Source organism: Rhodococcus sp. ACPA4 (genome assembly GCF_002300185.1).
Classification (GTDB): Bacteria; Actinomycetota; Actinomycetes; order Mycobacteriales; family Mycobacteriaceae; genus Rhodococcus_F; species Rhodococcus_F globerula.
Genome location: NZ_NSDY01000002.1, coordinates 459,932 through 483,979, shown reverse-complemented (window position 1 = coordinate 483,979; position 24,048 = coordinate 459,932). Strand labels below are relative to the sequence as shown.

Genomic DNA, 24,048 nt, shown 5'->3' with positions numbered 1-24,048 from the left:
ACCGATTTGCCGGATTGCCCGTTTACGTTCGATAACCGCGGTATATTTCGGCCTCACCGGACCAGAGTGATATCTCCCAGTTTCCGACTTCGATCGAAATAGGGTTCCAGCGGACCGTAGAAGCGGAAATACGAGAACCATGATGTGCATCAACGGCGATACCACCAGCAGTCGGCCCCACGGTAGCTCGATAACCAAAGTCCCCGAAGCACCCACGTCGGGTGAACTACTGGATCAGGGCGTCTCGGATGACAGCAGCCGTACTGTCGAGAACTGACCTGGTGGGTGTGCGCGGAATTGCACGAAGCCCGAAACCGTCGCCCCGATTGCGCGGAATGACGTGCAGATGAACATGGAAAACTTCCTGCCCTGCAACGGCTCCGTCAGAGAGATGCAGGTTCACCCCGTCGACGGGCAGATGTCCGGTACGCATCGCTGTGGCGATCTTTTGCGCGACTGCAAATATCCTGGCACCTTCGTCGAAATCGAGGGTCGACAATCCGCTGGCATGACGCTTCGGCACCACCAGCAGATGCCCCGACGTGAACGGCCGAATATCCATGAAGGCAAGTACATTCGCGTCGTCGTAGACAACACTTGCCTCGGCTTCGCCGGCGATGATGGAGCAGAAGATGCAGTTCATGGTCTTCGACCCTGTGCGCCTTTTCGGCAGTGGCCACTACCAGAAAGGCGCACGGGGGGTAGCCCCTACAGAATCGGCGACGGCGCGTATGCCGCAGCTTCAGGATTGGCGTCGACAAGCTTCTGTACCTCGGCCACTACGGCGTCGACCTGAGCCGACGCGGCACCGATGAAGGCCGCCTTGTCCGCGAGTGCCTCGTCGAGGGCAGCGCGATCCAGGGGAAGTCGGTCGTCCGCAGCCAGGCGATCGAGCAGATCGGGTTCCTTGCCCTCTTCACGCATCGCGAGTGCCACGGCGACAGCATTTTCCTTGATGGCTTCGTGCGCGGTCTCACGTCCGACACCGGCGCGAACTGCTGCCATGAGTACACGCGTCGTTGCGAGGAACGGCAGGTAGCGGGTCAGTTCCTTCTCGATGACGGCCGGGTACGCGCCCATTTCGGCGAGCACGGTCAGGAACGTCTCGAACATGCCGTCGATCGCAAAGAATGCGTCAGGCAATGCGACTCGGCGAATGACGGAGCAGAAGACGTCGCCTTCGTTCCACTGAGCGCCCGCCATCTCGGCAGCCATGGACCCGTAGCCGCGCAGGATGACCTGTAGGCCGTTGACGCGCTCGCACGAGCGGGTGTTCATCTTGTGCGGCATCGCGGAGCTGCCGACCTGGCCCGGCTGGAAGCCTTCAGTCACCAGTTCGTGGCCGGCCATCAAACGGATGGTGTGAGCGAACGACGACGGCGCTGCGCCCACCTGAACGAGCGCGGAGATGACGTCGTGATCGAGCGAGCGCGGGTAGATCTGGCCGACGCTGGTGAGAACGTTGGTGAACCCGAGGTGCTCGGCAACCTTCGTCTCGAGCTGCTCGAGCTTCGCCGCATCACCGTCCAGAAGGTCGAGCATGTCCTGAGCCGTACCCATCGGGCCCTTGATTCCGCGCAGCGGGTAACGGTCGATCAGCTCACGCAGACGGGTCAAACCGACCAGCAGTTCGTCGGCTGCGGAAGCAAAACGCTTGCCCAATGTCGTCGCCTGAGCTGCGACGTTGTGCGAGCGTCCGGCCATCACGATGGACGAGTACTCGGCAGCGCGCTCACCCAGACGGGCGGCGACGGCGATGCCGTGGCTGTAGACATGCTCGAGTGAGCGGACGATCTGCAACTGCTCGACGTTCTCGGTGAGGTCGCGGCTGGTCATGCCCTTGTGAACCTGCTCGTGACCGGCAAGAGCGTTGAACTCCTCGATACGTGCCTTCACGTCGTGGCGGGTGACGCGCTCACGATCCGCGATGGACGCAAGATCGACGTTGTCGATGACTCGCTCGTAATCGGCAATAGCGTCGGCCGGAATGTCGATGCCCAGCTCAGCCTGTGCCCGCAACACCGCCACCCACAACTGTCGTTCGAGCACAATCTTGTGCTCGGGAGACCACAGAGCTGCAAGCTCCGGGCTGGCGTAACGGTTGGCAAGGACATTCGGGATGCGGCTCACGAGGCCTCAGTCTAACGGTGCGTGAACAGTGCTGTTACCCCTACGCAGGTGGGGCCATCACGTCGATGGATTCGAGGAGCATTCCGCGCGCCAATCCACGTGGATCGGGGTCGTACTCCCCCAGGGCCGAGATCATGGCGCCGTCGACCATCGCAACAAGGCGTCGCAACTGCCCTTCCGAGCTGGTGCGACCCGACCGTGCCAACGCCTCGGTGAGCGCCTCGTCCAGTTGCGCGCGCAATCGCAACTGGACTTCACGCAGTGCCGGGTGGCGGGCGCACGCCACAAATCTCTCGTACCGCGCGATCAATCGTTCTCGGCTCTCCGGCCGCTTCTCGTCTTCGCCGAGCAGAACCTCCACCAGCAGGTCGACGGTGGACTCCGGGCCCCGGCGACGCTGAGTCACCGCCGCAACACGGGCCCGAACCGCATCCATGTCGGCATTACCGTTCAACTCGACGGCACACGCAATGAGATCGTCGAGCGAGTCGAAGTAATAGGTTGTCGAGGCCAGCGGAAGACCGGCCCTGGTAGCGACCGCGCGATGACGAACCGCGTCGAATCCACCTTCCAGCAAAAGTTCAGCAGCAGACGCCACCAACGCTTGGCGGCGTTTTGCTCCCTTGGGTGTTGCGGCTCCCGACACGTTTCCATCGTGCCAGTTTCAGCAGTGTCGGCACCGGAAAACAGCCCGAACGTCCTGTTGATTGTTACGTGAGCCACGTTTCGAGGCGTCGCAGCGCCTCTTCGATATCCGCAGTGGCACCGGCAAACGAGAGGCGAACCATCCGATCTCCGTGCACCGTGTCGAAGTCGATTCCCGGCGCAAGCGCGACTCCGGTATCTGTCAGCAACCGCGAGCACCAGGCAGTTGCGCCCTCGTCGCCGCACAGATGTCCGATATCGGCGTACACGTAGAAAGCGCCGTCCGCAGGAGCAAGTTCGGTGATGCCGAGTTTCGGCAGGCCTGTCAGCAGAAGTTCACGGTTGAGCGCGTACCGCTCGACGTGGCCGTCCAGCTCGATCTTCGCTTCCGCCGAGAACGCTTCGATTGCGGCGTACTGCGAAATTGCGGGCGGGCACACGGTCATGTTCGACGCCAGTCTCTGTAGCGGGCGACGCAGGTAAGTGGGCACCAGCATCCAGCCGAGACGCCACCCGGTCATGGAGAAGTACTTGGACACCGAGCCGATGACCACGGATTCGCGGGACGTTTCCCAGGCACTCGACGTCTGCTGGTCTCCGTAGCCGATGCCGTGATAGATCTCGTCGGAAATCAGCAATGTTCCGTTCTTGTCGCACCACTTCGCCAGTGCGGCAAGCTCTTCGGGTGCGATGACGGTACCCGTCGGGTTGGCGGGGCTGGCAACGATCAGTCCGGCCGGCGGCGTCGGCAGCGCGTCGAGCATCTCGACGGTCGGCTGGTACCTGGTAGCTGGGCCACAATCGAGTTCCACGACGTTACATCCCAGCGCCGCAAGCGTATTGCGGTAGGCCGGGTAGCCTGGACGCGCCACGACGACGGTATCGCCCTCGTCGAACGCCGCCAGGAACAGCAAGGTGAATGCACCCGAAGATCCGGTGGTGACAACGACGTCATCGGCGTCGACGGTGATTCCCGAACTCTGCGCGTGGTACCGGGCGATGGCCTCACGAAGCGGAAGAATGCCGAACGTCTCGGTGTATCCCAACAGTTCTGTGCCGAGGATCTCGCGCGTTGCGGCCAGCACCGGGGTGGGCGCGGGCGTCGACGGCTGGCCGGCCGCCAACGTCAGGACGTCACCATGAGTCCGCTGACGTTCGGTGGCGGCTTTCCACACGTCCATGACGTGGAAAGTCTGGATGTTCGATCGACGAGATTCTGAGCGCACACCTCGACGGTAGTCGGTACAGGCAATCGGGTGTCAGCGGGTTCTCGATCAGTAGCATTACGGTCCGGAAAGCCACCTGAGAGAATCGAAGCGATGACACAGGCACACAGCGACTTCCCATTGACGGCAGACGAGTTACGCACAGTCGCAAGCTTCGCCGCCGAAAGCGCTCAGCAGCTACTGCCCTATTTCGAGGCCGAAGCACCCGACGACCCACGCCCGCGAGCTGCACTCGACGCCGCACGGGCTTTCGCCGACGGAGCGCCGAGAACGATCTTGCAGCGCGTCGCCGCCCTCGATGCACACCGGGCTGCACAGGAGATCACGAGCGAGGCCGGGCAGCTCGCGGCACGGGCCTGCGGTGACGCCGCAGCTGCTGCCTACCTGCACCCCATCGCGAGAGCGACGCAAGTCGGCCACATCTTGCGAGCGGCGGCGTGTGCCGCCCGAGTAGCCGAACTCGAGGCGGGCGGCGATGAAGCCGCCGCAGCACAGTCCATAAAGTCGACCTGCGATCGCGCGACCTCTGTGCTGGTCGACGTCCTCGGGCGATACCCGACTGCCCCGATAGGGAAGAACAGGCTTGCCCAACTCATGAGCACGCTCGACAGCTCCCTACGCCACCTCGAAACCTAGCGACGAATCACTCTCTCCTAAAACATTTTTCGATTCAATCAAGCTAATTTCCGAGTTGTGCGGAAAACCACGCAACCGTGCCATCCCACTGATCTGTCGGTACAGCAAGATGCTGCTCACCCACCCGCTCCAGCGAGACATGCAACGACTCCCCAGTTCGCCAAGCAAGGATCTCGTAAGTTCCACCCGGAACGTGTACCTGAGTGGTGCGCTCCGGATGCTCGACGACGGCGCTGTCCGCGAACTGGGCCGCCATCGTCAGATCCGTGAACGACGGGACAAAAAGCACTCCATCGGTAACATCGATCCGGGCAGATGCGCCGTCGTCGGGAACACGTTTCGGGTGACCGAGCCTGACATTCACCTCTGTGCCATCGGCCTCCGGGCCCACGAATACAACAAATGCCGACGCGAGCCGACGCGCGGCCGCAAAATGCTCCAACAGTTGCGGCAGGCTCCAGTCCTCGTCCACAAAACCCTCGTAGGTCGAAGCGTTCACCAACGCGAAGAAGCCGTCTTCGTCCACCTGAATCTCACCGACCACACGAAGGTCTTGCGAACCACTTGGCACGTTTCCCATTGCAATCCCCCGACTATCGGACACCAACGACACCACACGATAAGTGATCCTCAGTTGAAAGGATGCTGAGAAGGATCTTGCATACTTCCTTCCCTGGGCGAGACTGGACGGCATGAACTTCGCGTCGTCGATTCTCCATCCCTCACAGTGGAGTGTTCGTATCCGCTCGACTGTGGCGTCGACGCTGGTCATAGCGTTCTGCCTGGTAGCAGCGGGGTGCGCGCTCATACTTCTTCTCGCACACTCGCTTCAACTGTCGGCGCAGGACACCGCGGACACTCGCGCCACTCAACTCGTACAGGAACTCACAGCGGAAAGCGCAGCCGATCTCGATCCGTCCTTGCTCTCGACGGACAGCCAGGTCGGGATCGTTCAGATCGTCGGTCCGGATCATCGAGTTCTGGTGCAGTCCCCCGGTACCGGAAACCAACTACTTTCCCAAAAGACGCTCGAACCCGGAGACGCTGCGTCGCTCGGTCGCGTCGAAGTGGACGACAACGGCGACTACTGGCTTATCGGCCGCGGCGTCGCGACACCTACCGGGCCTGTCACCGTCTTTGTCGGGGCGGACCGAGAACCCGTCGAATCCGTAGTGACCGCTGTGGCAATACTTTTGGCGGTGGTGGGACCGTTTGTTCTCGGGTTGGCCGCTTTCGCGACGTACCGCCTCGTGGGTTCAGCACTTGCCCCCGTGGAACGTATTCGATCCAGGGTGGCGTCGATCTCGAGCGGAAGCCGCGGCGAACGAGTGCCAGTTCCGTCGGGAAACGACGAGATTGCCCGCCTCGCAAGGACAATGAACGACATGTTGGCCCGCCTCGACGAAGGCGCACAAGCACAGCAACGGTTTGTCAGCGACGCCTCCCACGAACTTCGAAGCCCGTTGTCCACCATCACAACTGCTCTCGAACTTGCACATCGACGCCCCGAACTACTCGACGATGCCTTGATCGAAGATGCATTGCTGCCCGAGGCCCGTCGAATGCGCCAACTCATCGACGACCTTCTGACACTTGCCCGTTCCGACGAGAGCAACGCCGAACACCCATGGGCCGTAGTCGATGTCGATTTGGATGACATCCTTCTCACCGAAAAGACCCGAATCGCCGGGATCTCGAGCCTCACAGTGACAGTGGAGATTGCGCCGGTTCGAGTCAGCGGTGACCCACGTTCGCTGACCCGGTTGGTGCGCAACCTCGTCGACAATGCCATCAGACATGCTGGGTCGCAGGTGTGGCTGCACTGCTTCCACAGCAAGGACGGCGCACACATCGTGATCGAGGACGACGGACCGGGCATACCCGAGGCCGAACGTCTGCGAATATTCGACCGGTTCGTCAGGCTCGATTCCCCGCGCTCGCGGCAGGGTGGCGGCACCGGCCTGGGATTGGCCATCGCGTCGGATATCACCGCCGCGCATGGTGGAACTATCACAATGAGTGAAAGGTTCGGTGGTGGAAGTAGATTCGAGATTGTGATCCCGAAGACCGAAGACTGACCTTCAGTCCGATTCGCTCACAAATCGGTACCCGACACCTCGCACCGTCTCGATACTGTGTTTCCCGAACGGTACGTCAACCTTCTTACGCAAGTATCCGATGTAGACCTCGACGATGTTTTCGTCGCCTTCGTAATTGATATCCCAGACGGATCTGACGATCTCGCGCTTCGTCACGACAACTCCGCTGTTCCGCATCAGGAATTCGAGAACGCTGTACTCGCGTGGTGTGAGCGTCAATTCGGTTGCACCCCGGCTCACTTGGTGGCGAGCTGGATCGAGCGCAAGGTCGCCAACGGTCAGTACCGTCGGGCGTTGTGGAGCACCGCGCCGTACCAGAGCGCGCAGGCGCGCGAGAAGCACGACAAAGGAAAAAGGTTTGACCAGGTAGTCGTCGGCACCGAGGTCGAATGCGTCGGCCAGGTCGTATTCCCCGTCTTTCGCCGACAACATGAGGATCGGAGTCCAGACCGCACGCGCGCGCAGGTCACGCACAATGTCGTAACCGTGTTTCCCGGGGAGCATGATGTCGAGAACTATCACGTCGAACTCGTTGCTACACGCAGTGACAAACCCGTCGTCACCATTGTGTTCGACAGTGGTCACAAAGCCTTCGGCCACTAGCCCCCGCCGAATCGTCTCAGCCAGGCGCACCTCGTCCTCGACCACCAGCACTCGCACCACAGGCTCCATTTCCGTCGATACCGAAACCAGTAGACCAGATCCCGCACTGTTACCGAATGTGCATTCAGCGTTTCTTCAGCATCGTCTCGGCAGACTTCGGGCTATGCCTGCAACTGTCTCGGCCGTGCGAACCGCGGTCACCGAAGTGCTGACCGAAAGCTCCAGCGCAGAAATTGCTGTGACTGCTGTCGTCTTGGCTTCCGCTCTGTTCGCTTTCGGTTCGATCTACCAGGCGTCGACGCTGCGATCGAGCGTCATTCGCGCAACCGGATTGATCGTCGCTCTGGTAACCCTCTCCGTTGCCGTGATGCACAACGGGTGGTTGTCCCGATTCGACGGCCCTGTGACGGAATGGATGATCGCGCATCGAAGCCACGGACTCAACCAGATTGCAGTGGCCGTGACCGATCTCGGAAGTCCAGTTGCGACAGCAATTCTCGGGATCGGAGCCGGCGCCGTTCTTTCGTGGCAGGCCCGCTCGGTGATTCCCGGGATCGTCGTAGTCGGCACCGTCGGTTCGGCCGCGGTGGCGAGCACCGTGATGAAGGCCGTAGTCGCTCGCGAGCGACCCCCGACAGCTTCTCAGGTTCTCCTCGAGACCGATCATTCCTTTCCCTCCGGACATGTAACGGGCACTGGGGCATTGATCGGCATCGTTGTTCTACTTGTTGCGATGCAGCACACACCTTCAGTCAAACGGCTGTTGATGCTCGTGGCTGTCGTTGTCACTCTTGTCGTGGCGCTCACTCGGTTGTACCTGGGCGTGCACTGGCTCACCGATGTTGTTGCCGGCGCAGCTCTCGCGACTTTCGCCGTCACGATCGGCGGCGCGGCGTTCCGGTATCTCGACAACCGATCACGCCCGAAACACGACGCCCTCACACCGTCGACTTCGGCGGACCCGAGAATTGCTGCTGCGGAATATCGCACGTTGTGAACACGGCATGAAGAATCATGTCGACGATGTGCCACCAGCAGGTTCAGGCACCGCCCCAGAGGCTTGGACCCGATGCAACACCGGGTCCAAGCTCTTGCCGCTCAGGTTCCTATTCGGATAATCCCAATCAGGAACCAGTTCATTTCTTGCGGTGTGTCTTTCAGGCGTTCCCTGTCCGGGGGCAACCGACGGACTGCGGGTAAAGGGTGAAGTGGCGGCATGCTCACGACCCGGAATCGGCAGCGAGCCAGGCGTTCCCGAAGAGCATGATTCCGTCCGCGCTCGGCGTGATCTCGTGCACGTTCTTTCTCCACGTGACGAGGACCTTACCGGCACCGATAGTGGCCAAGGGCGCCGTGTCGTTGACGAGGGTTTGGACCTTCTCGAGAACGGCGAGTCGGTCGGCGTCGTTGGGCGCAGTCTGCAGTTGGGCGAGCAGCTGGTCCATCTCCGCGTTCTTGTAGCCGAGTACGTTCGACGGGGACTCGCTGTGGAAATTGCCGTACATTCTCACGAACGGCGACTCCTCGAGAACACTGAATCCCCCGTGAGCGACATCGAAGTCGTGGTCGGCATACAGTCTCTTGACCAGGTCGGTAATGCTTGGGCTGTAAGAGATTTCGACGGTGAACCCGACGGCCTGCAACATGGACTGGTAGGCGAGGGCATTTCGCTGGGTCTCGGCACTGTTCGATCCGACGTAAGTGAGCTTGCCGTCGAAGCCGTCGGCTTTGGCCTCAGCGAGGTATTTCTTCGCGGCTTCGGGATCGTAGCCGGCAGCTGCAACCGTGCCGTGCCACTGGGACCACGACTGGAACATGTCGCTACCGGGCATGCCGTAGCCGTCCTCGGCCCGCTCGTTGTAGACGGCGGGGTTGATCGCGGCAACGATCGCCTTGCGCACTCGCTCGTCGGATGCTGCGCGGCCCTCTCGCTGGTTGATCAGACCGATGGTTCCCAGACTGACGGTGTGGATGTAGCCGATGTCGCCGGCAGCCAGTGCGTTGTGGACGGCCTCTGATCGTCGAACGTACGCTGCGTCGATGCCGCCACTGTGGAGCGCTTCGAGTTTGGCTTGTTCGCCCTGGATAACCGGGAAGCGCAACTTCGCCAGGCGAGGTTGTCCGTTCCAGTAAGTCGAACTCGCCGCGAGAACCAATTCTTCCTGGGATGCAAACTTTTCCACGGTGAACGGCCCTGCACCGACAGGGGTGAACGTCCCGGTCGCCATGGACGAGGGCGCGACGATCATGCCCGGTCCGGTGGTGAACATGATCGGGAACTCGTTCCAGGGCTGCTTCAGGGTGAAGACCACCGTCGCCGGGTCCGGTGATGTCATGTCTGCGACGGAAGCCTTCCATACCTGTGTCTGCAGACCGTTCTTCTCCAGGTAGCGATTGATGCTCCATTGCACCGCGTCCGCATCGAGAGGGGTACCGTCGCTGAATTTCGCATCGGGTCGCAGCTTCAATGTCCAGACGGTGTTGTCGCCATTCACTGCCAGAGACTGCGCCAACTGGGGCTTGTATTCCTTGGCGTCCGTGTCGTAGCGAATCAACAGGTCGTAGATGGCGGCCATCTCACTACCTCCGGTTGCCCCGCTGTCCTGGCGGTTGACCGGGTCCAGGCTGCTGATTCCGGAGAGCGTGGCATAGGACAGCGTGCCACCGGAGGTAGGTTCGCCGCCGTCTGGTTGTTTGCCGACCAGGCCGGACGTCACACCGGACGCATCGGTCGCCGAATCAGTGGTAGCGGCACATCCGGAAAGCAGCACCACGGTAGCTGCCAACGCAGTGAACATGGTGCCTGCACGTGCAAGAGACGGTCGTCTCATCTTTTTCTAACCTTCTTTTCGAAAGTCGCGGAGCGACAGGGAATTTGGCGGTGATGACACCTGGTTCTGAACGCCCGTCACATCGTGACTATTGCGCGGCCGAGAACTCTGCCGGCTGCGAGGTCACTGACAGCTCGGTCGATGTCCTCGAGGATGTAGCGGTTGGTGACGAGCGTGTTGAGATCGAGCAGTCCTTCAGTGTGCCAGTCGAGGAACGTCCCGATGTCGTCTTGGCCGCAGCCGCCTGCGGTGGTTCCGACAAGTTGCTTCTGACCGCCGATGAGACCGGCGAGGTTGAGTTCGGTGAGGCCCTTGGGGAGTCCGACGAGGACTACCGTGCCACCTCGCCGACCGCCGACTCGACCGGCGCGCACACTGTCGAGGGCTTGCACGGTGGTGGAGGTGAGCCCGACGCAGTCCACGGCGATGTCGACCCCTCCCGTCAGTTCGACGATAGCTGCGGCGGGGTTGTCCGTCACCGAAGCATCGATGGTGTCGGTGGCTCCGAATTGTTTGGCGAAGGCGAGCTTTTCGGCATCGAGATCGACTGCAACGATGCGTGACGCGCCACGGATCGATGCAGCGGCGACGGCGGACAGGCCGACTCCACCGGCGCCGAACACCGCGACCGTGTTGCCGGGTTCGACGGGGGCAGCATTGCAGAGGGCGCCCGCACCGGTGACAACCGCACAGCCGACAACCGAGACGACGTCCTCACGCGATTCGGGAGGTAACGGCATTACATACAGTTCGTCGACCAGTGCGTGTTCGGCCCAGGTGTAGACGTTGGGTGAGTGAGCTGTGCGTCCGTCGGGAAGATCGATCGAAGCGCGGGTGGGAATGCGGTCGTCGGTGCGGGGCACCCACGTGATCATCGCGGCCTCGCCGGCCGCGATGTGGGTGACGGCGGATCCGGTGGCGAGGACGGTGCCGTACCCCTCATGTCCGAACAACATCGGTTCGGCGTGATCGGCGTGCATCCAGAACAGCTGGCTTTGGCACACGCCGGTGGCATGGATCTGCACGAGAACGTCATGCGGGCCGGGGTCGGGCAGCGTCACCTCGCGTAGAGCGAGGGGGCCGTCGGTCGCGTCTTGGACGATGATGCGGGTGTTCATTGGCATGAGTGGTCTCCAAAGTTGGGGTGGGAGGGATGACGTCAGATTCCCGGCCACGGCCCGGGCAGGGGGGTATTGGCGGTACGAAGCGTGACGCGTTTTGTTCGGGTGCAGCCAGAGACCGCATCATCGCCATAGGCGCCACCGAGACCGCTCTGTTTGAAACCGCCGAACGGCAGCCCCGAGTCCAGCATGAGATTCGAATTACCGTGCACGACACCGGCTTCGATTCCCTCGCTCATCCGGATCATCCGACCCAGGTCGCGGGTCCACACATAGGACGAGAGCCCGAATTCTGTGGCGTTCGCGAGTTCGAGTACCTGCGCCTCGGTCTCGAAGGTCAGCACGCTGAGCACCGGACCGAAGATCTCTTGGCTCGCGACTGTCATCGCAGGGTCGACTTGGTCGATCAGCGTCGGGGCGATGTAGAACCCACGTTGCTGTGTTGTCACCCGGTCGCCGCCGAGCACGATCCGCGCTCCTTCGCTGCGCGCGGTGTCAAGGAATCCGAGGATCTTTTCGTGCTGACCGCTGCTGACGACGGGGCCGACCTGTGTTTGCGGATCGAGTGGATCACCGACACGCACCTTGCTCATACGCGCGGCCACTTCTGCCACGAAATCCTTCGCGATAGAAGCATGGACGAGGAGCCGACTGCCGGCGGCGCACACCTGGCCTGCGTTGTTCAAGATGCCGAGGACCGTTGCGCGAGCAGCCGAGTCGAGGTCTGCGTCGTCGAATACGATGATCGGCGATTTTCCGCCCATCTCGAGGGTGAGCTTTTTGAATGTATCGGCGGCCGCGCGGGCGATGTGCTGTCCGGTCGGGACGGACCCTGTGAACGAAATCCCGGCCACGTCCGGGTGCGAGCACAGGGCGCCGCCGGTGGCGCCGCCTCCGACGACCACCTGGAGAACGCCGGTCGGTATGCCCGCCTGTACGGCAAGTTCGGCCAACCGGATCGCTGAGCGCGGGGAGAGCTCTGACGGCTTGACAATGACGGAGTTACCGCAGGCAAGAGGTGGACAGGCCCGCGCCATGAACGAATGAGCCGGCGCGTTCCACGGCAGCACCACCACATAGGTACCGAGGGCCTCGAGCCGCGTGTAGGAGAACTGGCCGGGCACATCGCCGAACTGCTGACCGACAAGCTTGTCTGCCTTGCCTGCCCAGTACCGGGCGTGGCGGGCGCCACGGCGGGCCTGAGCACGTGCATCGGAGAGCACTTTGCCGGTGTCCTCGGTATCGAGCCGTCCGAGCTCGGCGCAGTCGTCCTCGACCAGTTGGGCCCAGCGCCACAACAGCTCGCTGCGCTGTTCACCGGCCATCGCAGCCCACACCCGCTGCGCCTCGGTTGCGCGGTCGACGGCGGCAGCGCATTCGTCCGCGCCGTCAATTGTGAGCTCGGCCGCAACCTCCTCGGTGGCCGGATTGATCACCCTCAGGGTGTCAGGGACGGTGGAGATGGGGGACATCGAACCAACTTTCTGTGCGTCGTTCATTTCGGTGATCGAATAAGCTTGTAAGGCAGTGGGTTACGAGAATTCGACGCAGACGTCAGATGACTCCGTCGGCGCGCAAGCCAACGAGCTCACTGTCGTCCAGGTGTAGAAGCTGGGCCAGAATCTCGTCGGTGTGTTCCCCGAGGCCTGGCCCCAGAGTGCGAATCGTGCCCGGGGTGGCGCTCATTTTGGGAAAGGGAGCGGCCATCGGCAGCTCGCCGTATTCGATGTCGTCGACGGTCACGATGGTGCCGCGTTCGCGATAGTGCGGGTCGGACGCGATATCGGCGATGCTCATGAGCGGCGCCGCAGGCACATCAGCGTCGCTGAGTAACTTGACTGCGCCGTCGGCAGTCTGGCCAGCGACCCATTCGGCGATGATCGGATACAAGTGCTGTTGGTTCGCGACTCGGTCCGCTCTCGTGGCAAACCGTCGATCGGTCGCGAGGTGGGGTTGGCCGATCACCGTGGCGAACTTGCGAAAGAGGGCGTCAGTGCCGGCGTGCAGTGATATGCGGCGACCGTCGGCCGTGTCGAAGTCACTGGCCGGCACGATGCCGAGATTGCGGTTGCCGGCGCGTTCACGTACATGTCCTTCAGCGCCGTAGGTCAGCAGTGCGTTCTCGCACGCGCGGAACCCTGCTTCGTACAGGCCTAGGTCGATGATCTGTCCGGGGCCACCGTGCTGGTCGCGGTGATACAGGGCGGTTACGGCGGCGAACGCGGCGAGATATGCGGACATGTAATCGATCACCGAGTAGCCGGACCGCACCGGGTCTCGCTCGGGTTCTCCGGTGACGTAGGTCAGTCCGGAGAATGCGCTCGCGATGCGATCGAATGCGCCCCGGTCGCGATATGGCCCGGTCAGGCCGTAGCCGGTGATGCACACAATGATGGCGCGGGGGTTGATCTCGGCCATCGTCTCGGGACTCAATCCCCACTTTTCCAGTGTGGGGGGACGGTAGTTCGTCACGATCACGTCGAAATGCGGGAGCATCCCACGGATCAGCTGACGCCCCCGCTCGGTGCGCAGGTCGACGGTCACCGATTTCTTGTTTCGTCCTTCTTGCACCCACTGCAGTGATCGCAGGGAATTACTCTCGCCGCCTCCACGAATGAAGTCACCTGTGCCGGGTTCCTCGATCTTGACGACCTCGGCGCCGAAGTCGCCGAGGTACGTGGCGGTCACTGGCGCAGCCAGGACCGTTGCCATATCCAGGACGCGGATTCCCTTGAGGGGTAGCGCAGTTTCGGTCATGTTCCACCTATTAACGGTTCGTTATTAACGTTTGGTAGGTGTGGACTGTATCTTGTGAAGTGAGTCACGGCAAGCGGTGCTCGTGAACGCTTCGAGGAAGGCTGGGAGCATGGAGAACATGTCCGAAAGAGATGCTTCGACCCCCATCCGGCGCCCGCGAGGCACCAGAGAAGAAACCGAGAACGAACTGATCGACGCAGTGCTGCGACTGCTCAAGCGCGATGGCGTTCTGGCAGGAATCACGCTGCGCGAGGTCGCGAAAGAGGCCGGGGTCAACCACGGGCAGATCTATCACTACTTCGGCACCCGCCGAGGACTGCTGCGCGCCGCGATTATGCGACTACTCGAAGGCAATCGCCCGGACCCGAAAACGCACTGGGACCAACCATTTGCAGACCGCCGCCGGGCCATGTGGCAGATCGCCCTGTCCAAGCGCGATTTCGTCAAGCTCGAGGCGCTCCTCGCCCTCGACGAGGATCCTGACTTTCAGATCTTCCCGGGTCTCGACGCCACTCGTATTGCGCTCGAACGGGACAAGAAGACGGGCGAACTCCCTGCCGACGCGGACGGCGATGTGATGCACGCGCTCAGTGCTGCAACATATCTCGGATACGGCATATTTCGTGAGAGTATCGCCCGCGACCTCGGGATCGACGCTGTCGAGCTCGACAGCCGCGCTTCCGCGGTGTTCGACCTGATGCTCGACGGGCTACGCGGCGGCCATCAATAACGTATCGCCGGAGAACTGTCGCATCTCGCCCCGGAAGACATCGACACGACAGACCCTCCCCCGCCACCGATGACGCGAGGGTCGCAAACGCCACGTACCCCCTTTGAAGCCAAGGTCATTCCATAACCCAGAGGTATTGATCATTCCTCCGCATTGTCAACCAAAGGCAGTTAGCGTGAATTCAATTGTCCGCTATTCACGGAGGTGAGCATGTCGGCGTTTCGATCCATGCTGGTTGTGGTGGCCGGCCTGGCACTACTGATCGGCTCATCCCGTGCCACTGCGACAGCTGATCCTCAGTATCCCGTTCCCTATGACCTCTTCGTTCAGGACTCGGTCCGCGATCCATACGGATCCGCGGCGGGCTCGAATGATTGGAACTGTGTACCTTCGGCCGCACATCCAGAGCCTGTGGTTCTTCTACACGGATTGGGTGCCAACCGGTTCAATATGTTCACCACAATCTCACCGTTGCTAGCCAACGAGGGATACTGCGTTTTTGCGCCGACGTTCGGGGAAAACGCGAGCCTACCGGCGCCGTTCGATTCGGTGGGCGGCCTGGGACGACTCGAGGACAGCGCCGCAGAGGTTGGGGAATTCGTCGAGCGTGTTCGCACTGCCACAGGCGCGCAGAAGGTCAGCATTGTTGGCGTTTCCGAGGGCACCCTCGTTGGCAACTATTACGTCAAATACTTTGGCGGAGCGCACGTTGTGGATAAATTTGTATCACTGGGTCCAGCCTGGAGGGGAACTCTGGGTACTGGTCCGAACGGCGACGGCCAGTGGATCCTTGATTTGGCCCCCGACGACGCACGGACTTTGATTCCGTTCTGCGCTGGTTGCCCACAAGGGCTTCCGGCGTCAGATTTCCTGGCGAAACTGTGGGCGAGTGACGCAGGGAGTTATGCAGGCCTCTACGCGCCAAGCGTGACGTACACCAACATCATGACCCGGTACGACCAACTGGTGATCCCGTACACCAGTGGATATGCCGAGGCTCCTAATGCTACGAATATCTTTGTGCAGGATGAATGTTCGCTGGACTTCTCGGACCATCTTGCCATTGCGGCATCACGGGTTGCGACAGGGCACGTGCTCAACGCCTTGGACTCGGAGAGCACCCGCGCCGTGCCCTGCGTATTGGTGACTCCGTTTCACGGGGGTTGATTCGCTCGCGGATTCACCGACAACATTGTCCGATCAAGCTTTTGAACTTATCGATTCCCGCCGAAGAGCTGAATAGCAGTGCAAATACATGGTTCGATCAAATCTCCGTCAAACCTGTCCGATATGCCCCTAGGAATCGAAATTATGTTCGACTAAAATTAGTTCATGGACAGTCGGGAGGCGTGGCAATACGACGGCGAGGGCCTCAAGACCGAGGTACTCGACCTCGCGCGCGCCCGGCACCAGATGCAGTCCCGCATGGTCGTGATGATCACGGAAATGTTCACCCGCGACACACTCGGCGGCAAAGGATTCCGGGCCATCGCGCAGTGGCTGCACCTGTCCACGAATCTCGAGATCGGTGAATGCAGCCAACTTGTCGGCCTGGCGCGGTTGTTCATGCTCGAACCTGTTGTCGGACAATCTTTTCACGACGGCGACATCGACGCGTTGAAAGCGCGGCAGGTCGCCCACTTCTGCCAGCACCCGCCCAAGAACATGAGCCTCGCCGACGTCGAGAAAGCCCGCGACATCCTCCTGACCCTCGCCTCGAAGAAGGTCACCGACTGCGATTCCGTCCGCGCGGCCATTAGACGGATCCAGAAGCAGTACGGCAACCGCGCCGACGGAGTGCCGGCCGGTGAAGACTCCGAGCTCAACGAGTTCTACGCTTCCCGCGGTTTGTACGGGCGAGTCAGCGTGAAAGGTGACCTCGACGCCGTCAACGGTGCCCGTCTCATCGCACTACTGTCCGCCCTCTCGGCGCCCACGCCGGAGAAGGACGGTGTGAAAGACGAACGCACCCCGGCACTTCGACGCGCCGACGGGTTCTGCGAAATGCTGCGCCGCTACGAAGCCGCGGGCCTCGGTCCCGTCGAAGGCGGCGTGAAACCGCACCTGACGATCACCGCCACCGCAAAAGACATGACCGATCTTCAGGCCCTCAAAGACATGTTGCCTTCCACCGAGGAACTCGGGTACGCGATCACCAACTGGGCCGGCCCCATCAGCCTCGACACCGCCCGCATGCTGGCCTGCGACTGCGAGGTCACCCGAATCCTTCTCGATAGCAACGGTGTTCCGCTCAATCACGGCATGAAAGCGCGACTTGCCAGCGTCCCGCAGCGGCGGGCCCTGACGGTGCGAGACGGCGGATGTGCCTTCCCCGGTTGCGGCACCCCACCGGGCTGGTGCGACGCCCACCATCTGATCCACTGGCTCGATGACGGCCCCACGGATCTCGATAATTTGATCTTGTTATGCGGTCACCACCATCGGATGATGCATCACACCGAGTGGCGAGTCGACATCGGAGACGACCGAAAAACCCGGTTCTATCCGCCAATGTCCGTGGATCCGTATCAAGTTCCCGTTCCCGGGAACACACCGCCGACAGCGGCCTGAAAAACAAACGTGTGCACCGGGGCAGAAACATGCCCCGGTGCACATTGCTGCTGAGCTAGTGCATGTCGTTCGCGATGATGTTCTCGATATTCCGTTCCGCCAGAGCGGTAATGGTGACAAACGGATTCACACCGACGTTGCCTGGAACCAGGGAGCCGTCCATGACATAGAGTCCCGGATACTCGGGAAGCCTGCCGTAATTGTCGGTCGCCTTACCCAGCACGCACCCGCCGAGCGGATGGTAGGTCAGTTGATCGCCCCACGTCTGGACCGGACCGAAAAGATCGGTGCGATAGATAGTGCCTTCCTTCTTGTTGATCTTGTCGAACACCTTCTTGGCCATGGTGATCGACGGTTGATTCTGAGAGCGTTGCCAATTCAGTCCAACCTTGCCGGTGGTGGAGTTGAACTGGAATTGCGCACGTTCGGGATTCTTGGCAATTGCCAGGTACAGGCTCACCCATAGCTCGGTCCCGGCCGGGAACGGTGCAATCTCCGCGAATACAGGTGCTGTGGAATCGGCCCAGTTGTCGATACCCATCACCGGTATCGACGCTTGCTTTGCCCCTGTCGCGTCCCACATGTGGTTGGCGCGGGCCACCATCACGTTGCCGTTGTGGCCCCATTCCTGGCCGACGGCTCCCGGTAGGTTCGCCAGTTGCCCTTGTGCTTTCATCGAGACGAGCAACTTGCTGGTTCCGATGCTTCCCGCTGCAAAGAAGACCTTGTCGGCAACAACCGTCTTGGTTCCGACTGTGTTTCCCTGCTCGTTGATCTGGTTCATCACTACCTGATACCCACCGCCGGTTGCTGCCGGCGACACACTGGTCACGACGTGCAGTGCGGAAATCGTCAGGCGTCCGGTTGCCGACGCCGCCGCGAGGTAAGTCTTGTCGAGGGACTTCTTGCCCGCGTTGTTTCCGAAAATGACCTCGGACGCCAGGGCGGACTTGGCAACCGCCCCCGAAGCCTCCTGCTTCATGTAGTTGAAGTCGTAGACGTTAGGAACGAATGTTGTTGTGTAACCTGATCTCTCGGCGGTCTTCCGGCCGGTTCTCGCGAATGCGTAATACTCGGTCGACTCGAACCAGGCAGGATCGATATTGTTCACACCCAGCGCAGCGTTGGCCCGCGGGAAGTAGGTCGAGTACATCTCTTCGGAATCGACACCGGGAAGGATTTCCTCGAAGTAGTTGCGCTTCGGCGTCACCGCCATTCCGCCGTTGACAAGCGATCCGCCGCCCACCCCGCGACCCTGGTAGACCTTGATCCCACCGAAGTCCTCGGCGTCGAGAACGCCGACGTATCGGCTGATGTTCTTGTCGATCGAACCGCCCGAGAAGTGCGAAACCGGTTGTACTGTGCGATCTCTGAGCCAGAACGAACGACCATCCGGCGAGAGCGTCGGGCAGAAGATCTTACCGTCGGATCCCGGGGTGGTCCAGGATCGGCCCATCTCGACCATGTGCGTGTCGATACCGGCCTGCGTCAATCGCAGTGCGGCGACTGCTCCGCCGTAGCCACTACCTATCACCAGGGCCGGAACGCGGTCACCGTCACTCAGCGCCCGTCGGGGCGAGGCCGCTGCCGTCGTCCACGACGAAGACAATGCGGCAGCGCCTACAGCTAATCCTGTTGCGGCAAGGAAGTTTCTACGCGTCAGCCCGGAAGTGGTACGCGCGTATCGGTCCTTGGATCCAGCTCGAATGCTCAAGTGACTCCTTCTTGTTCGGTTGGCCCCCGCGCAGAGATATACCGTTCCCGAACAACTCCGATGAGCAATACCCGTCGGTAACATCGAGCAGTCGTTCATTTCAAACAAAAGTGACCGGTGAACACACGGTTCACCGGTCACTTAAGGAAGATGTGGATCAGGGAAGAGCGATACGCCCCTCGACGGCACCGAGGCCGATATCGGTTCGGAAATGCCCACCGGGAAGCTTCACGAGTGCAATCTTCGCGTAGGCGTCGTCGCGGGCTTCGGCAAGATCCTTACCCACTCCGACAACACTCAGCACACGACCGCCGGCCGACACCACGGCGCCGTCCTCACGCTTTTTGGTGCCGGCGTGGAGAACGCCCTCGGCGTCCGCTCCGGTGATCACGTCACCTGTGCGCGGCGTCGCCGGGTAGTTCTCTGCGGCAATCACGACTGTGACGGCACTGCCGTCGCGCCACTGCAACGGACCAACGGAATCAAGCGTGCCGGTGGACGCGGCGTTGAGCAATCCGCCCAGCGGCGTTTCGAGCAGCGCCAGAACTGCCTGCGTTTCCGGGTCACCGAATCGGCAGTTGAACTCGACAACGGCCGGTCCGTTGACACCCATCGCGAGGCCGGCGTAGAGGAGGCCGGTGAAACCGCTGCCACGTGCAACCAACTCCGCGGCGACAGGCTTCACGACGTCGTCGACGATCTGCGTGACCATCTCGTCCGGCAACCACGGCAACGGGGTGTACGCACCCATGCCGCCGGTGTTGGGTCCACTGTCACCGTCGCCGACGCGCTTGTGATCCTGCGCGGGCAGCAATGGAACAACCGTCTCTCCGTCGACGAGGCAGAAGAGCGACACCTCGGGTCCGTCGAGGAATGATTCGAGCAAGACCGGGTGGCCACTCTCGAGCAGTTCGGCAGCGTGGTCACGCGCTGCGCCGCGGTCGGTCGTAACTACGACGCCCTTGCCAGCGGCCAGTCCGTCGTCCTTGACCACCCAGTTGGGGCCGAAACGATCGAGGGCCTCGTCGAGCTTGGCGGGATTGTCGACGATCTCACTGTGAGCGGTCTTGACACCGGCAACAGCCATGACGTCCTTGGCAAAAGCCTTGGAACCTTCGATGCGGGCTGCGTCGGCAGAAGGCCCGAAGCAGGCGATACCGGCTGCTCGCACCGCATCGGCGACACCGAGTACCAGCGGAACCTCAGGACCGATGACAACGAGGTCTGCCTCGACCTTTTTCGCCAACGCAGTGACAGCCTCGCCCGACGCGACGTCGACCGGGTGTTGCTCGGCGATCTTGGCGATACCGGCATTACCGGGCGCGCAGATCAGGGCCGTGACACCTGGATCGCGAGCAAGAGAGAGAAGGAGGGCATGTTCACGGGCTCCGGAGCCGATTACGAGTACGCGCACGTGAACAGACTACGGCCCCACACCGGTGCGTCTCGCAGCGTGTGCCACCTGGGGGTTCCCGGTACACAAGACAGAACAAGGTCGCGCAGTCCGATCGGGTTGACCGGACTGCGCGACCCTGCCGACGGTGCGTGTCAGACCGTCAGGTCGTAGAGAGTCACTCCATCCACTGTGGTCGCCGTGAAGTTCTCGGTCACCCAGGTCGAGATCGCGGTGGCCGTTCCTTCGGCGTTCATACCGCCGCCCATTCCGCCGCCTGCGATGAAGAAGTGAATCTTCCCGTCCGCCACGTACTGCTGGAACTGCTCGAGCGTCGGCGACGGATCGCTACCGTTGAAGCCGCCGATCGCCATGACCGGAGACTCCGTCGCGAGTTGGTATCCCGACGCACTGTTCGACCCGATTGCCGCCGCTACCCAGGTGAACTGGTCGGCGTTCTCCTCGAGCTTCTCCACCACAGCCGCACCGGGGGTGCTGCCCCGCAGGAGTCCACCCGCCGAACCGCCCATGCCACCTCGAGCGCCGTCGATTGCAGTCCCCGGCGTGACAGCAGCTCCAGGGGTTGCGCCGGCACCTGGGGCCTGACCCATCCCGGTGGGCGGTGTGCCCATTGCGGCGCCCGCGCCGCCGGTAGATCGGGTGGCGCCCGCGCCGCCAGTAGGTCGGGTGCCACCGTCGCCTGCTCCACCAAATCCCCCGCGACCACCACCCGGTCCACCCATTCCACCTTCAACACTGGGGCCGGCGGAGACTATCGAACCGGTGTGCGGAGTGTTGATCGTATCGATCGCATAGGCGCTCGGCCCGGCGAGTCCCGTGAACAGCGCCGCGAGTACCACCGCTACTGCCAGTCGTCCCCGAGTGATCGCGGGAATCAGCATCGCCGCCGCGGCAACAATGCCGACCGCAAGAATGGTCCACCGCAGCCACGGGACAAACGACGGTGCGCGTCCCAGCAATACCCATGCCATCGCCACAGTTGCCGCCAGTGAAACAGCCAGGACGATACGAACCCACACAGTTTCGCGGCGACGCCACAAGAGCACGGAGCCCGATCCGACCAGCGCGGCAATCGCCGGCGCCAGCGCGACCGTGTAGTAGGCGTGGAAAATCCCGGCCATGAAGCTGAAGGTCAGTCCGGTTACCAGCAACCAGAGACCCCACACGATGAACGACGCGCGCTGCGTGTCGACACGAGGTGCCTTACCCCGCACTACAATTCCGGCAACAAGCAAAATGAGTGCTGCCGGAATCAGCCAGGCTATCTGGCCGCCCTGGGCTGATTCGAACAGCCGCGTAATGCCAGTGGTACCCCACATGCCGCCACCGCCGCCTGCGCCACCCGGTGCCGCTCCACCCCCGCCGACGCTGCCGGTCTCGTTGCCGCTCAATCGGCCCAATCCGTTGTAGCCGAGCGTCAATTCGAGAATGGAGTTGTTCTGCGAACCGCCGATCCACGGACGCGAATCAGCCGGCCACAGTTCCACGATCGCCAACCACCAACCGGCGGAAGCGATCAGACCGCCGAGTGCGGCAAACAGTTGCAGAACCCGCTTGCCCAACTTCGGAGGACCCGCGATCAGGTATGTCAGAGCCAGCGGCGGGACGACAAGCATGACTTGCAACTGCTTGGTCAGGAAGCCGAAACCGCAGAACACACCGACCAGCACGAGCCATCGGGTTCGGCCGTCTTCGACGGCTCTCATCATCGCCCATACTGCCGCGATCATGAGGAGAACCAGCATCGCGTCCGGGTTGTTGAACCGGAACATCAGTGCGGCAACAGGAGTGAGCGCCAGAACCAGCCCAGCGAGGAGTCCGGCGGCGGCGCCGAAGTACCGGCGAACGGTAGCCCACAGCAGCGCGACCGAACCTACGCCGAGCAACGCCTGCGGCACCAACATCGCCCACGAACTGAGCCCGAAGATGCGCACGGACAACGACATGAGCCACAGCGACATCGGCGGCTTGTCGACGGTAATCGCGTTGGCCGCATCCGAAGAGCCGAAGAAGAAAGCCTTCCACGACACCGAACCAGCTTGCACCGCAGCGGCATAGAACGAGTTCGCCCAACCGGAAGCTCCCAACCCCCAGATGTAGGCAACACCGGTACCCACAAGAAGCGCACCCAAAGCCAACGGCTCCCAGCGCACGGAACATGGCGGTTCGGGAAGCGGCGCGACGACGCTCTCCTGTTCGACAGTGGCGGTCATCGAGTAACTCCTACAGGTTGTGCGGAACGGAATACCCAGCGAAGTGCAACAAATCGACTCACTGTGGCAACAAGATTGGCGATGACCAGGACGGCCAACTCGATATGTTTGGATGCGTCAGGGGCCGCGGAATGCAAAACGAACAACGATCCACTGGTGAGAAGGAGCCCGAACGCGAATACCAGCAGACCCTGTGCCTGATGGCGCCCGGAACCTTCCGAACCTCGGATACCGAAGGTGAAAGCACGATTGGCCGTGGTGTTGAAGACCGCAGTCACCAGCAGTGCAACTGCGTTGGCCCACTGGGCACCCATCACGGAGTGCAGTGCGAGGTACAGGAGTGCGTAGGCCAGGGTCGAGACAATACCGACAACGGCAAACCTGGCCAACTGCCCGACCATCCCGCGTGGCACACCGGGAACCAGCGGCTCCCGTCCGAAGCTTGCCCGAAGGTCCGCCAGCGGCAGAGATCCGCTCGACAGTGCTCGGCCCACGCGCACTACTCCTTTGATATCGGCAACTGCGGTGGCAACGATGTCGACTCGACTGTCGGGGTCGTCGACCCAGTCCACCGGTACCTCGTGGATTCGCATCCCGGACCGCTCGGCCAATACGAGCAGTTCCGTGTCGAAGAACCATCCTGTGTCCTCCACCAACGGAAGCAGTTGGCGCGCAACATCGAGGCGCATCGCCTTGAATCCGCACTGGGCGTCGGAGAACCGGGCGTGCAGTGCGCTGCGCAGAATGAGGTTGTAACTGCGTGAGATGAACTCACGTTTGGGGCCGCGAACGACCCGCGACGAACGTGCCAACCGGGATCCGATCGCGATATCCGAATGCCCGGACACCAACGGTGCGATCAGCGGCATCAATGCATTGAGATCGGTGGAGAGATCCACGTCCATGTACGCGACAATGTCGGCGTCGGACGCACTCCATACCTGCCGCAGCGCCCGACCCCGCCCCTTCTCGTCCAGGTGCACAACTCGGACGTCGTCGAATTCCTCGGCGAGAGAGCGTCCGATTGCCAATGTTCCGTCGACACTGGCGTTGTCGGCGATTGTTATCCGCGCCGGATAGGGAACGTGGGTTCGTAGGTGGTGGCGCAACCGCCGAACGCACGTGGCGAGGCCGGCTTCCTCGTTGTACACCGGGACCACCACGTCCAGCACTACCGCCGTCGTGGAACGTCCCCCAGCGTCCGTGGCGCCCACGGTCTGCATGGCTTCTGTCGTCATGCGTCTCAGAATCGCCCGCTACGCCGTGATCACTCTGGACACGGGCTGGGAGTTTCCTGGCAACCAGATTCCCAGTCGACGAGCTTTCCTGCCAACCGACGGGTTTCCTGCCAAACACTG

Annotated in this window: 20 protein-coding genes; 6 read left to right on the top strand and 14 right to left on the bottom strand. The window is 61.9% G+C overall.

Annotated features, from left to right (window positions below; translation table 11 throughout):
* Positions 1 to 226 precede the first annotated feature (226 nt).
* The 4 genes from CJ178_RS25455 to CJ178_RS25440 form a co-directional block, all read right to left on the bottom strand.
* Positions 227 to 643: an HIT family protein gene (locus tag CJ178_RS25455; RefSeq protein WP_033233921.1), complete on the bottom strand. Its 417-nt coding sequence runs from the start codon at positions 641 to 643 to the stop codon at positions 227 to 229.
* A gap of 65 nt (positions 644 to 708) precedes the next feature.
* Positions 709 to 2,130, bottom strand: a complete 1,422-nt coding sequence (gene purB / locus CJ178_RS25450) for an adenylosuccinate lyase (protein ID WP_033233920.1) — start codon at positions 2,128 to 2,130, stop codon at positions 709 to 711.
* A 40-nt stretch (positions 2,131 to 2,170) separates the two neighbouring features.
* On the bottom strand, positions 2,171 to 2,776 hold the full coding sequence (locus CJ178_RS25445) for a TetR/AcrR family transcriptional regulator (RefSeq protein ID WP_033233919.1): 606 nt from the start codon (positions 2,774 to 2,776) through the stop codon (positions 2,171 to 2,173).
* A 64-nt stretch (positions 2,777 to 2,840) separates the two neighbouring features.
* On the bottom strand, positions 2,841 to 4,001 hold the full coding sequence (locus tag CJ178_RS25440; protein ID WP_033233918.1) for a pyridoxal phosphate-dependent aminotransferase: 1,161 nt from the start codon (positions 3,999 to 4,001) through the stop codon (positions 2,841 to 2,843).
* 93 nt (positions 4,002 to 4,094) lie between these two features.
* Here CJ178_RS25440 and CJ178_RS25435 point away from each other — a divergent pair, with 93 nt between their 5' ends.
* Complete coding sequence (locus CJ178_RS25435) at positions 4,095 to 4,637, top strand: putative immunity protein (protein WP_095888291.1); 543 nt, start codon at positions 4,095 to 4,097, stop codon at positions 4,635 to 4,637.
* A gap of 43 nt (positions 4,638 to 4,680) precedes the next feature.
* On the opposite strand, the gene CJ178_RS25430 is transcribed toward CJ178_RS25435, so the two are convergent.
* Entirely contained in the window at positions 4,681 to 5,208 is a 528-nt protein-coding gene (locus tag CJ178_RS25430; protein ID WP_162487755.1) for a hypothetical protein, read from the bottom strand.
* Positions 5,209 to 5,329: 121 nt separating this feature from the next.
* Here CJ178_RS25430 and CJ178_RS25425 point away from each other — a divergent pair, with 121 nt between their 5' ends.
* Complete coding sequence (locus CJ178_RS25425; RefSeq protein ID WP_033233915.1) at positions 5,330 to 6,715, top strand: sensor histidine kinase; 1,386 nt, start codon at positions 5,330 to 5,332, stop codon at positions 6,713 to 6,715.
* 3 nt (positions 6,716 to 6,718) lie between these two features.
* On the opposite strand, the gene CJ178_RS25420 is transcribed toward CJ178_RS25425, so the two are convergent.
* Positions 6,719 to 7,396 carry a response regulator transcription factor gene (locus CJ178_RS25420; protein WP_033234324.1) on the bottom strand — a complete coding sequence of 226 codons (678 nt, stop codon included), beginning with the start codon at positions 7,394 to 7,396 and terminating at the stop codon, positions 6,719 to 6,721.
* Positions 7,397 to 7,502: 106 nt separating this feature from the next.
* Between CJ178_RS25420 and CJ178_RS25415 the strand changes: the two genes are divergently transcribed.
* Positions 7,503 to 8,336 carry a phosphatase PAP2 family protein gene (locus tag CJ178_RS25415; RefSeq protein WP_072782646.1) on the top strand — a complete coding sequence of 278 codons (834 nt, stop codon included), beginning with the start codon at positions 7,503 to 7,505 and terminating at the stop codon, positions 8,334 to 8,336.
* A 223-nt stretch (positions 8,337 to 8,559) separates the two neighbouring features.
* Here the strand turns inward: CJ178_RS25415 and CJ178_RS25410 are convergent, their stop codons facing one another.
* The 4 genes from CJ178_RS25410 to CJ178_RS25395 all read right to left on the bottom strand — a co-directional run bounded on the left by CJ178_RS25410 (position 8,560) and on the right by CJ178_RS25395 (position 14,048).
* Positions 8,560 to 10,170: an ABC transporter substrate-binding protein gene (locus tag CJ178_RS25410; protein ID WP_095888290.1), complete on the bottom strand. Its 1,611-nt coding sequence runs from the start codon at positions 10,168 to 10,170 to the stop codon at positions 8,560 to 8,562.
* A gap of 77 nt (positions 10,171 to 10,247) precedes the next feature.
* Positions 10,248 to 11,294 carry a zinc-binding dehydrogenase gene (locus CJ178_RS25405; protein ID WP_095888289.1) on the bottom strand — a complete coding sequence of 349 codons (1,047 nt, stop codon included), beginning with the start codon at positions 11,292 to 11,294 and terminating at the stop codon, positions 10,248 to 10,250.
* 35 nt (positions 11,295 to 11,329) lie between these two features.
* The gene (locus CJ178_RS25400) at positions 11,330 to 12,763 is read right to left on the bottom strand and encodes an aldehyde dehydrogenase family protein (RefSeq protein ID WP_179300840.1); all 1,434 of its coding nucleotides are present in this window, start codon (positions 12,761 to 12,763) and stop codon (positions 11,330 to 11,332) included.
* 82 nt (positions 12,764 to 12,845) lie between these two features.
* Entirely contained in the window at positions 12,846 to 14,048 is a 1,203-nt protein-coding gene (locus CJ178_RS25395; protein ID WP_095888287.1) for a CaiB/BaiF CoA transferase family protein, read from the bottom strand.
* Between the two features lie 118 nt (positions 14,049 to 14,166).
* Here CJ178_RS25395 and CJ178_RS25390 point away from each other — a divergent pair, with 118 nt between their 5' ends.
* The 3 genes from CJ178_RS25390 to CJ178_RS25380 all read left to right on the top strand — a co-directional run bounded on the left by CJ178_RS25390 (position 14,167) and on the right by CJ178_RS25380 (position 17,349).
* The gene (locus CJ178_RS25390; RefSeq protein ID WP_162487754.1) at positions 14,167 to 14,778 is read left to right on the top strand and encodes a TetR/AcrR family transcriptional regulator; all 612 of its coding nucleotides are present in this window, start codon (positions 14,167 to 14,169) and stop codon (positions 14,776 to 14,778) included.
* Between the two features lie 210 nt (positions 14,779 to 14,988).
* The gene (locus tag CJ178_RS25385; protein ID WP_080711701.1) at positions 14,989 to 15,945 is read left to right on the top strand and encodes an esterase/lipase family protein; all 957 of its coding nucleotides are present in this window, start codon (positions 14,989 to 14,991) and stop codon (positions 15,943 to 15,945) included.
* A gap of 165 nt (positions 15,946 to 16,110) precedes the next feature.
* Positions 16,111 to 17,349 carry an HNH endonuclease signature motif containing protein gene (locus tag CJ178_RS25380; protein WP_095888286.1) on the top strand — a complete coding sequence of 413 codons (1,239 nt, stop codon included), beginning with the start codon at positions 16,111 to 16,113 and terminating at the stop codon, positions 17,347 to 17,349.
* Between the two features lie 55 nt (positions 17,350 to 17,404).
* Here CJ178_RS25380 and CJ178_RS25375 read toward each other — a convergent pair whose 3' ends face one another.
* The 4 genes from CJ178_RS25375 to CJ178_RS25360 form a co-directional block, all read right to left on the bottom strand.
* Entirely contained in the window at positions 17,405 to 19,063 is a 1,659-nt protein-coding gene (locus CJ178_RS25375; RefSeq protein ID WP_033232261.1) for a GMC oxidoreductase, read from the bottom strand.
* Between the two features lie 157 nt (positions 19,064 to 19,220).
* The gene (gene purD, locus CJ178_RS25370) at positions 19,221 to 20,477 is read right to left on the bottom strand and encodes a phosphoribosylamine--glycine ligase (RefSeq protein WP_095888285.1); all 1,257 of its coding nucleotides are present in this window, start codon (positions 20,475 to 20,477) and stop codon (positions 19,221 to 19,223) included.
* Between the two features lie 134 nt (positions 20,478 to 20,611).
* Complete coding sequence (locus CJ178_RS25365; protein WP_095888284.1) at positions 20,612 to 22,690, bottom strand: glycosyltransferase family 39 protein; 2,079 nt, start codon at positions 22,688 to 22,690, stop codon at positions 20,612 to 20,614.
* Positions 22,687 to 23,928 (bottom strand): bifunctional glycosyltransferase family 2/GtrA family protein, encoded by a 1,242-nt coding sequence (locus CJ178_RS25360; protein WP_095888283.1) that lies wholly within the window; start codon positions 23,926 to 23,928, stop codon positions 22,687 to 22,689. Before CJ178_RS25360 ends, CJ178_RS25365 begins: the two co-directional genes overlap by 4 nt.
* Positions 23,929 to 24,048: the final 120 nt, after the last annotated feature.

Coding starts and splice junctions, on each gene's coding strand:
- CJ178_RS25455 (WP_033233921.1), bottom strand. CDS start 643: ATGAACTGCATCTTCTGCTCCATCATCGCCGGCGAAGCCGAGGCAAGT.
- CJ178_RS25435 (WP_095888291.1), top strand. CDS start 4,095: ATGACACAGGCACACAGCGACTTCCCATTGACGGCAGACGAGTTACGC.
- CJ178_RS25425 (WP_033233915.1), top strand. CDS start 5,330: ATGAACTTCGCGTCGTCGATTCTCCATCCCTCACAGTGGAGTGTTCGT.
- CJ178_RS25415 (WP_072782646.1), top strand. CDS start 7,503: ATGCCTGCAACTGTCTCGGCCGTGCGAACCGCGGTCACCGAAGTGCTG.
- CJ178_RS25410 (WP_095888290.1), bottom strand. CDS start 10,170: ATGAGACGACCGTCTCTTGCACGTGCAGGCACCATGTTCACTGCGTTG.
- CJ178_RS25405 (WP_095888289.1), bottom strand. CDS start 11,294: ATGCCAATGAACACCCGCATCATCGTCCAAGACGCGACCGACGGCCCC.
- CJ178_RS25400 (WP_179300840.1), bottom strand. CDS start 12,763: ATGTCCCCCATCTCCACCGTCCCTGACACCCTGAGGGTGATCAATCCG.
- CJ178_RS25395 (WP_095888287.1), bottom strand. CDS start 14,048: ATGACCGAAACTGCGCTACCCCTCAAGGGAATCCGCGTCCTGGATATG.
- CJ178_RS25390 (WP_162487754.1), top strand. CDS start 14,167: ATGTCCGAAAGAGATGCTTCGACCCCCATCCGGCGCCCGCGAGGCACC.
- CJ178_RS25385 (WP_080711701.1), top strand. CDS start 14,989: ATGTCGGCGTTTCGATCCATGCTGGTTGTGGTGGCCGGCCTGGCACTA.
- CJ178_RS25380 (WP_095888286.1), top strand. CDS start 16,111: ATGGACAGTCGGGAGGCGTGGCAATACGACGGCGAGGGCCTCAAGACC.
- CJ178_RS25365 (WP_095888284.1), bottom strand. CDS start 22,690: ATGACCGCCACTGTCGAACAGGAGAGCGTCGTCGCGCCGCTTCCCGAA.
- CJ178_RS25360 (WP_095888283.1), bottom strand. CDS start 23,928: ATGACGACAGAAGCCATGCAGACCGTGGGCGCCACGGACGCTGGGGGA.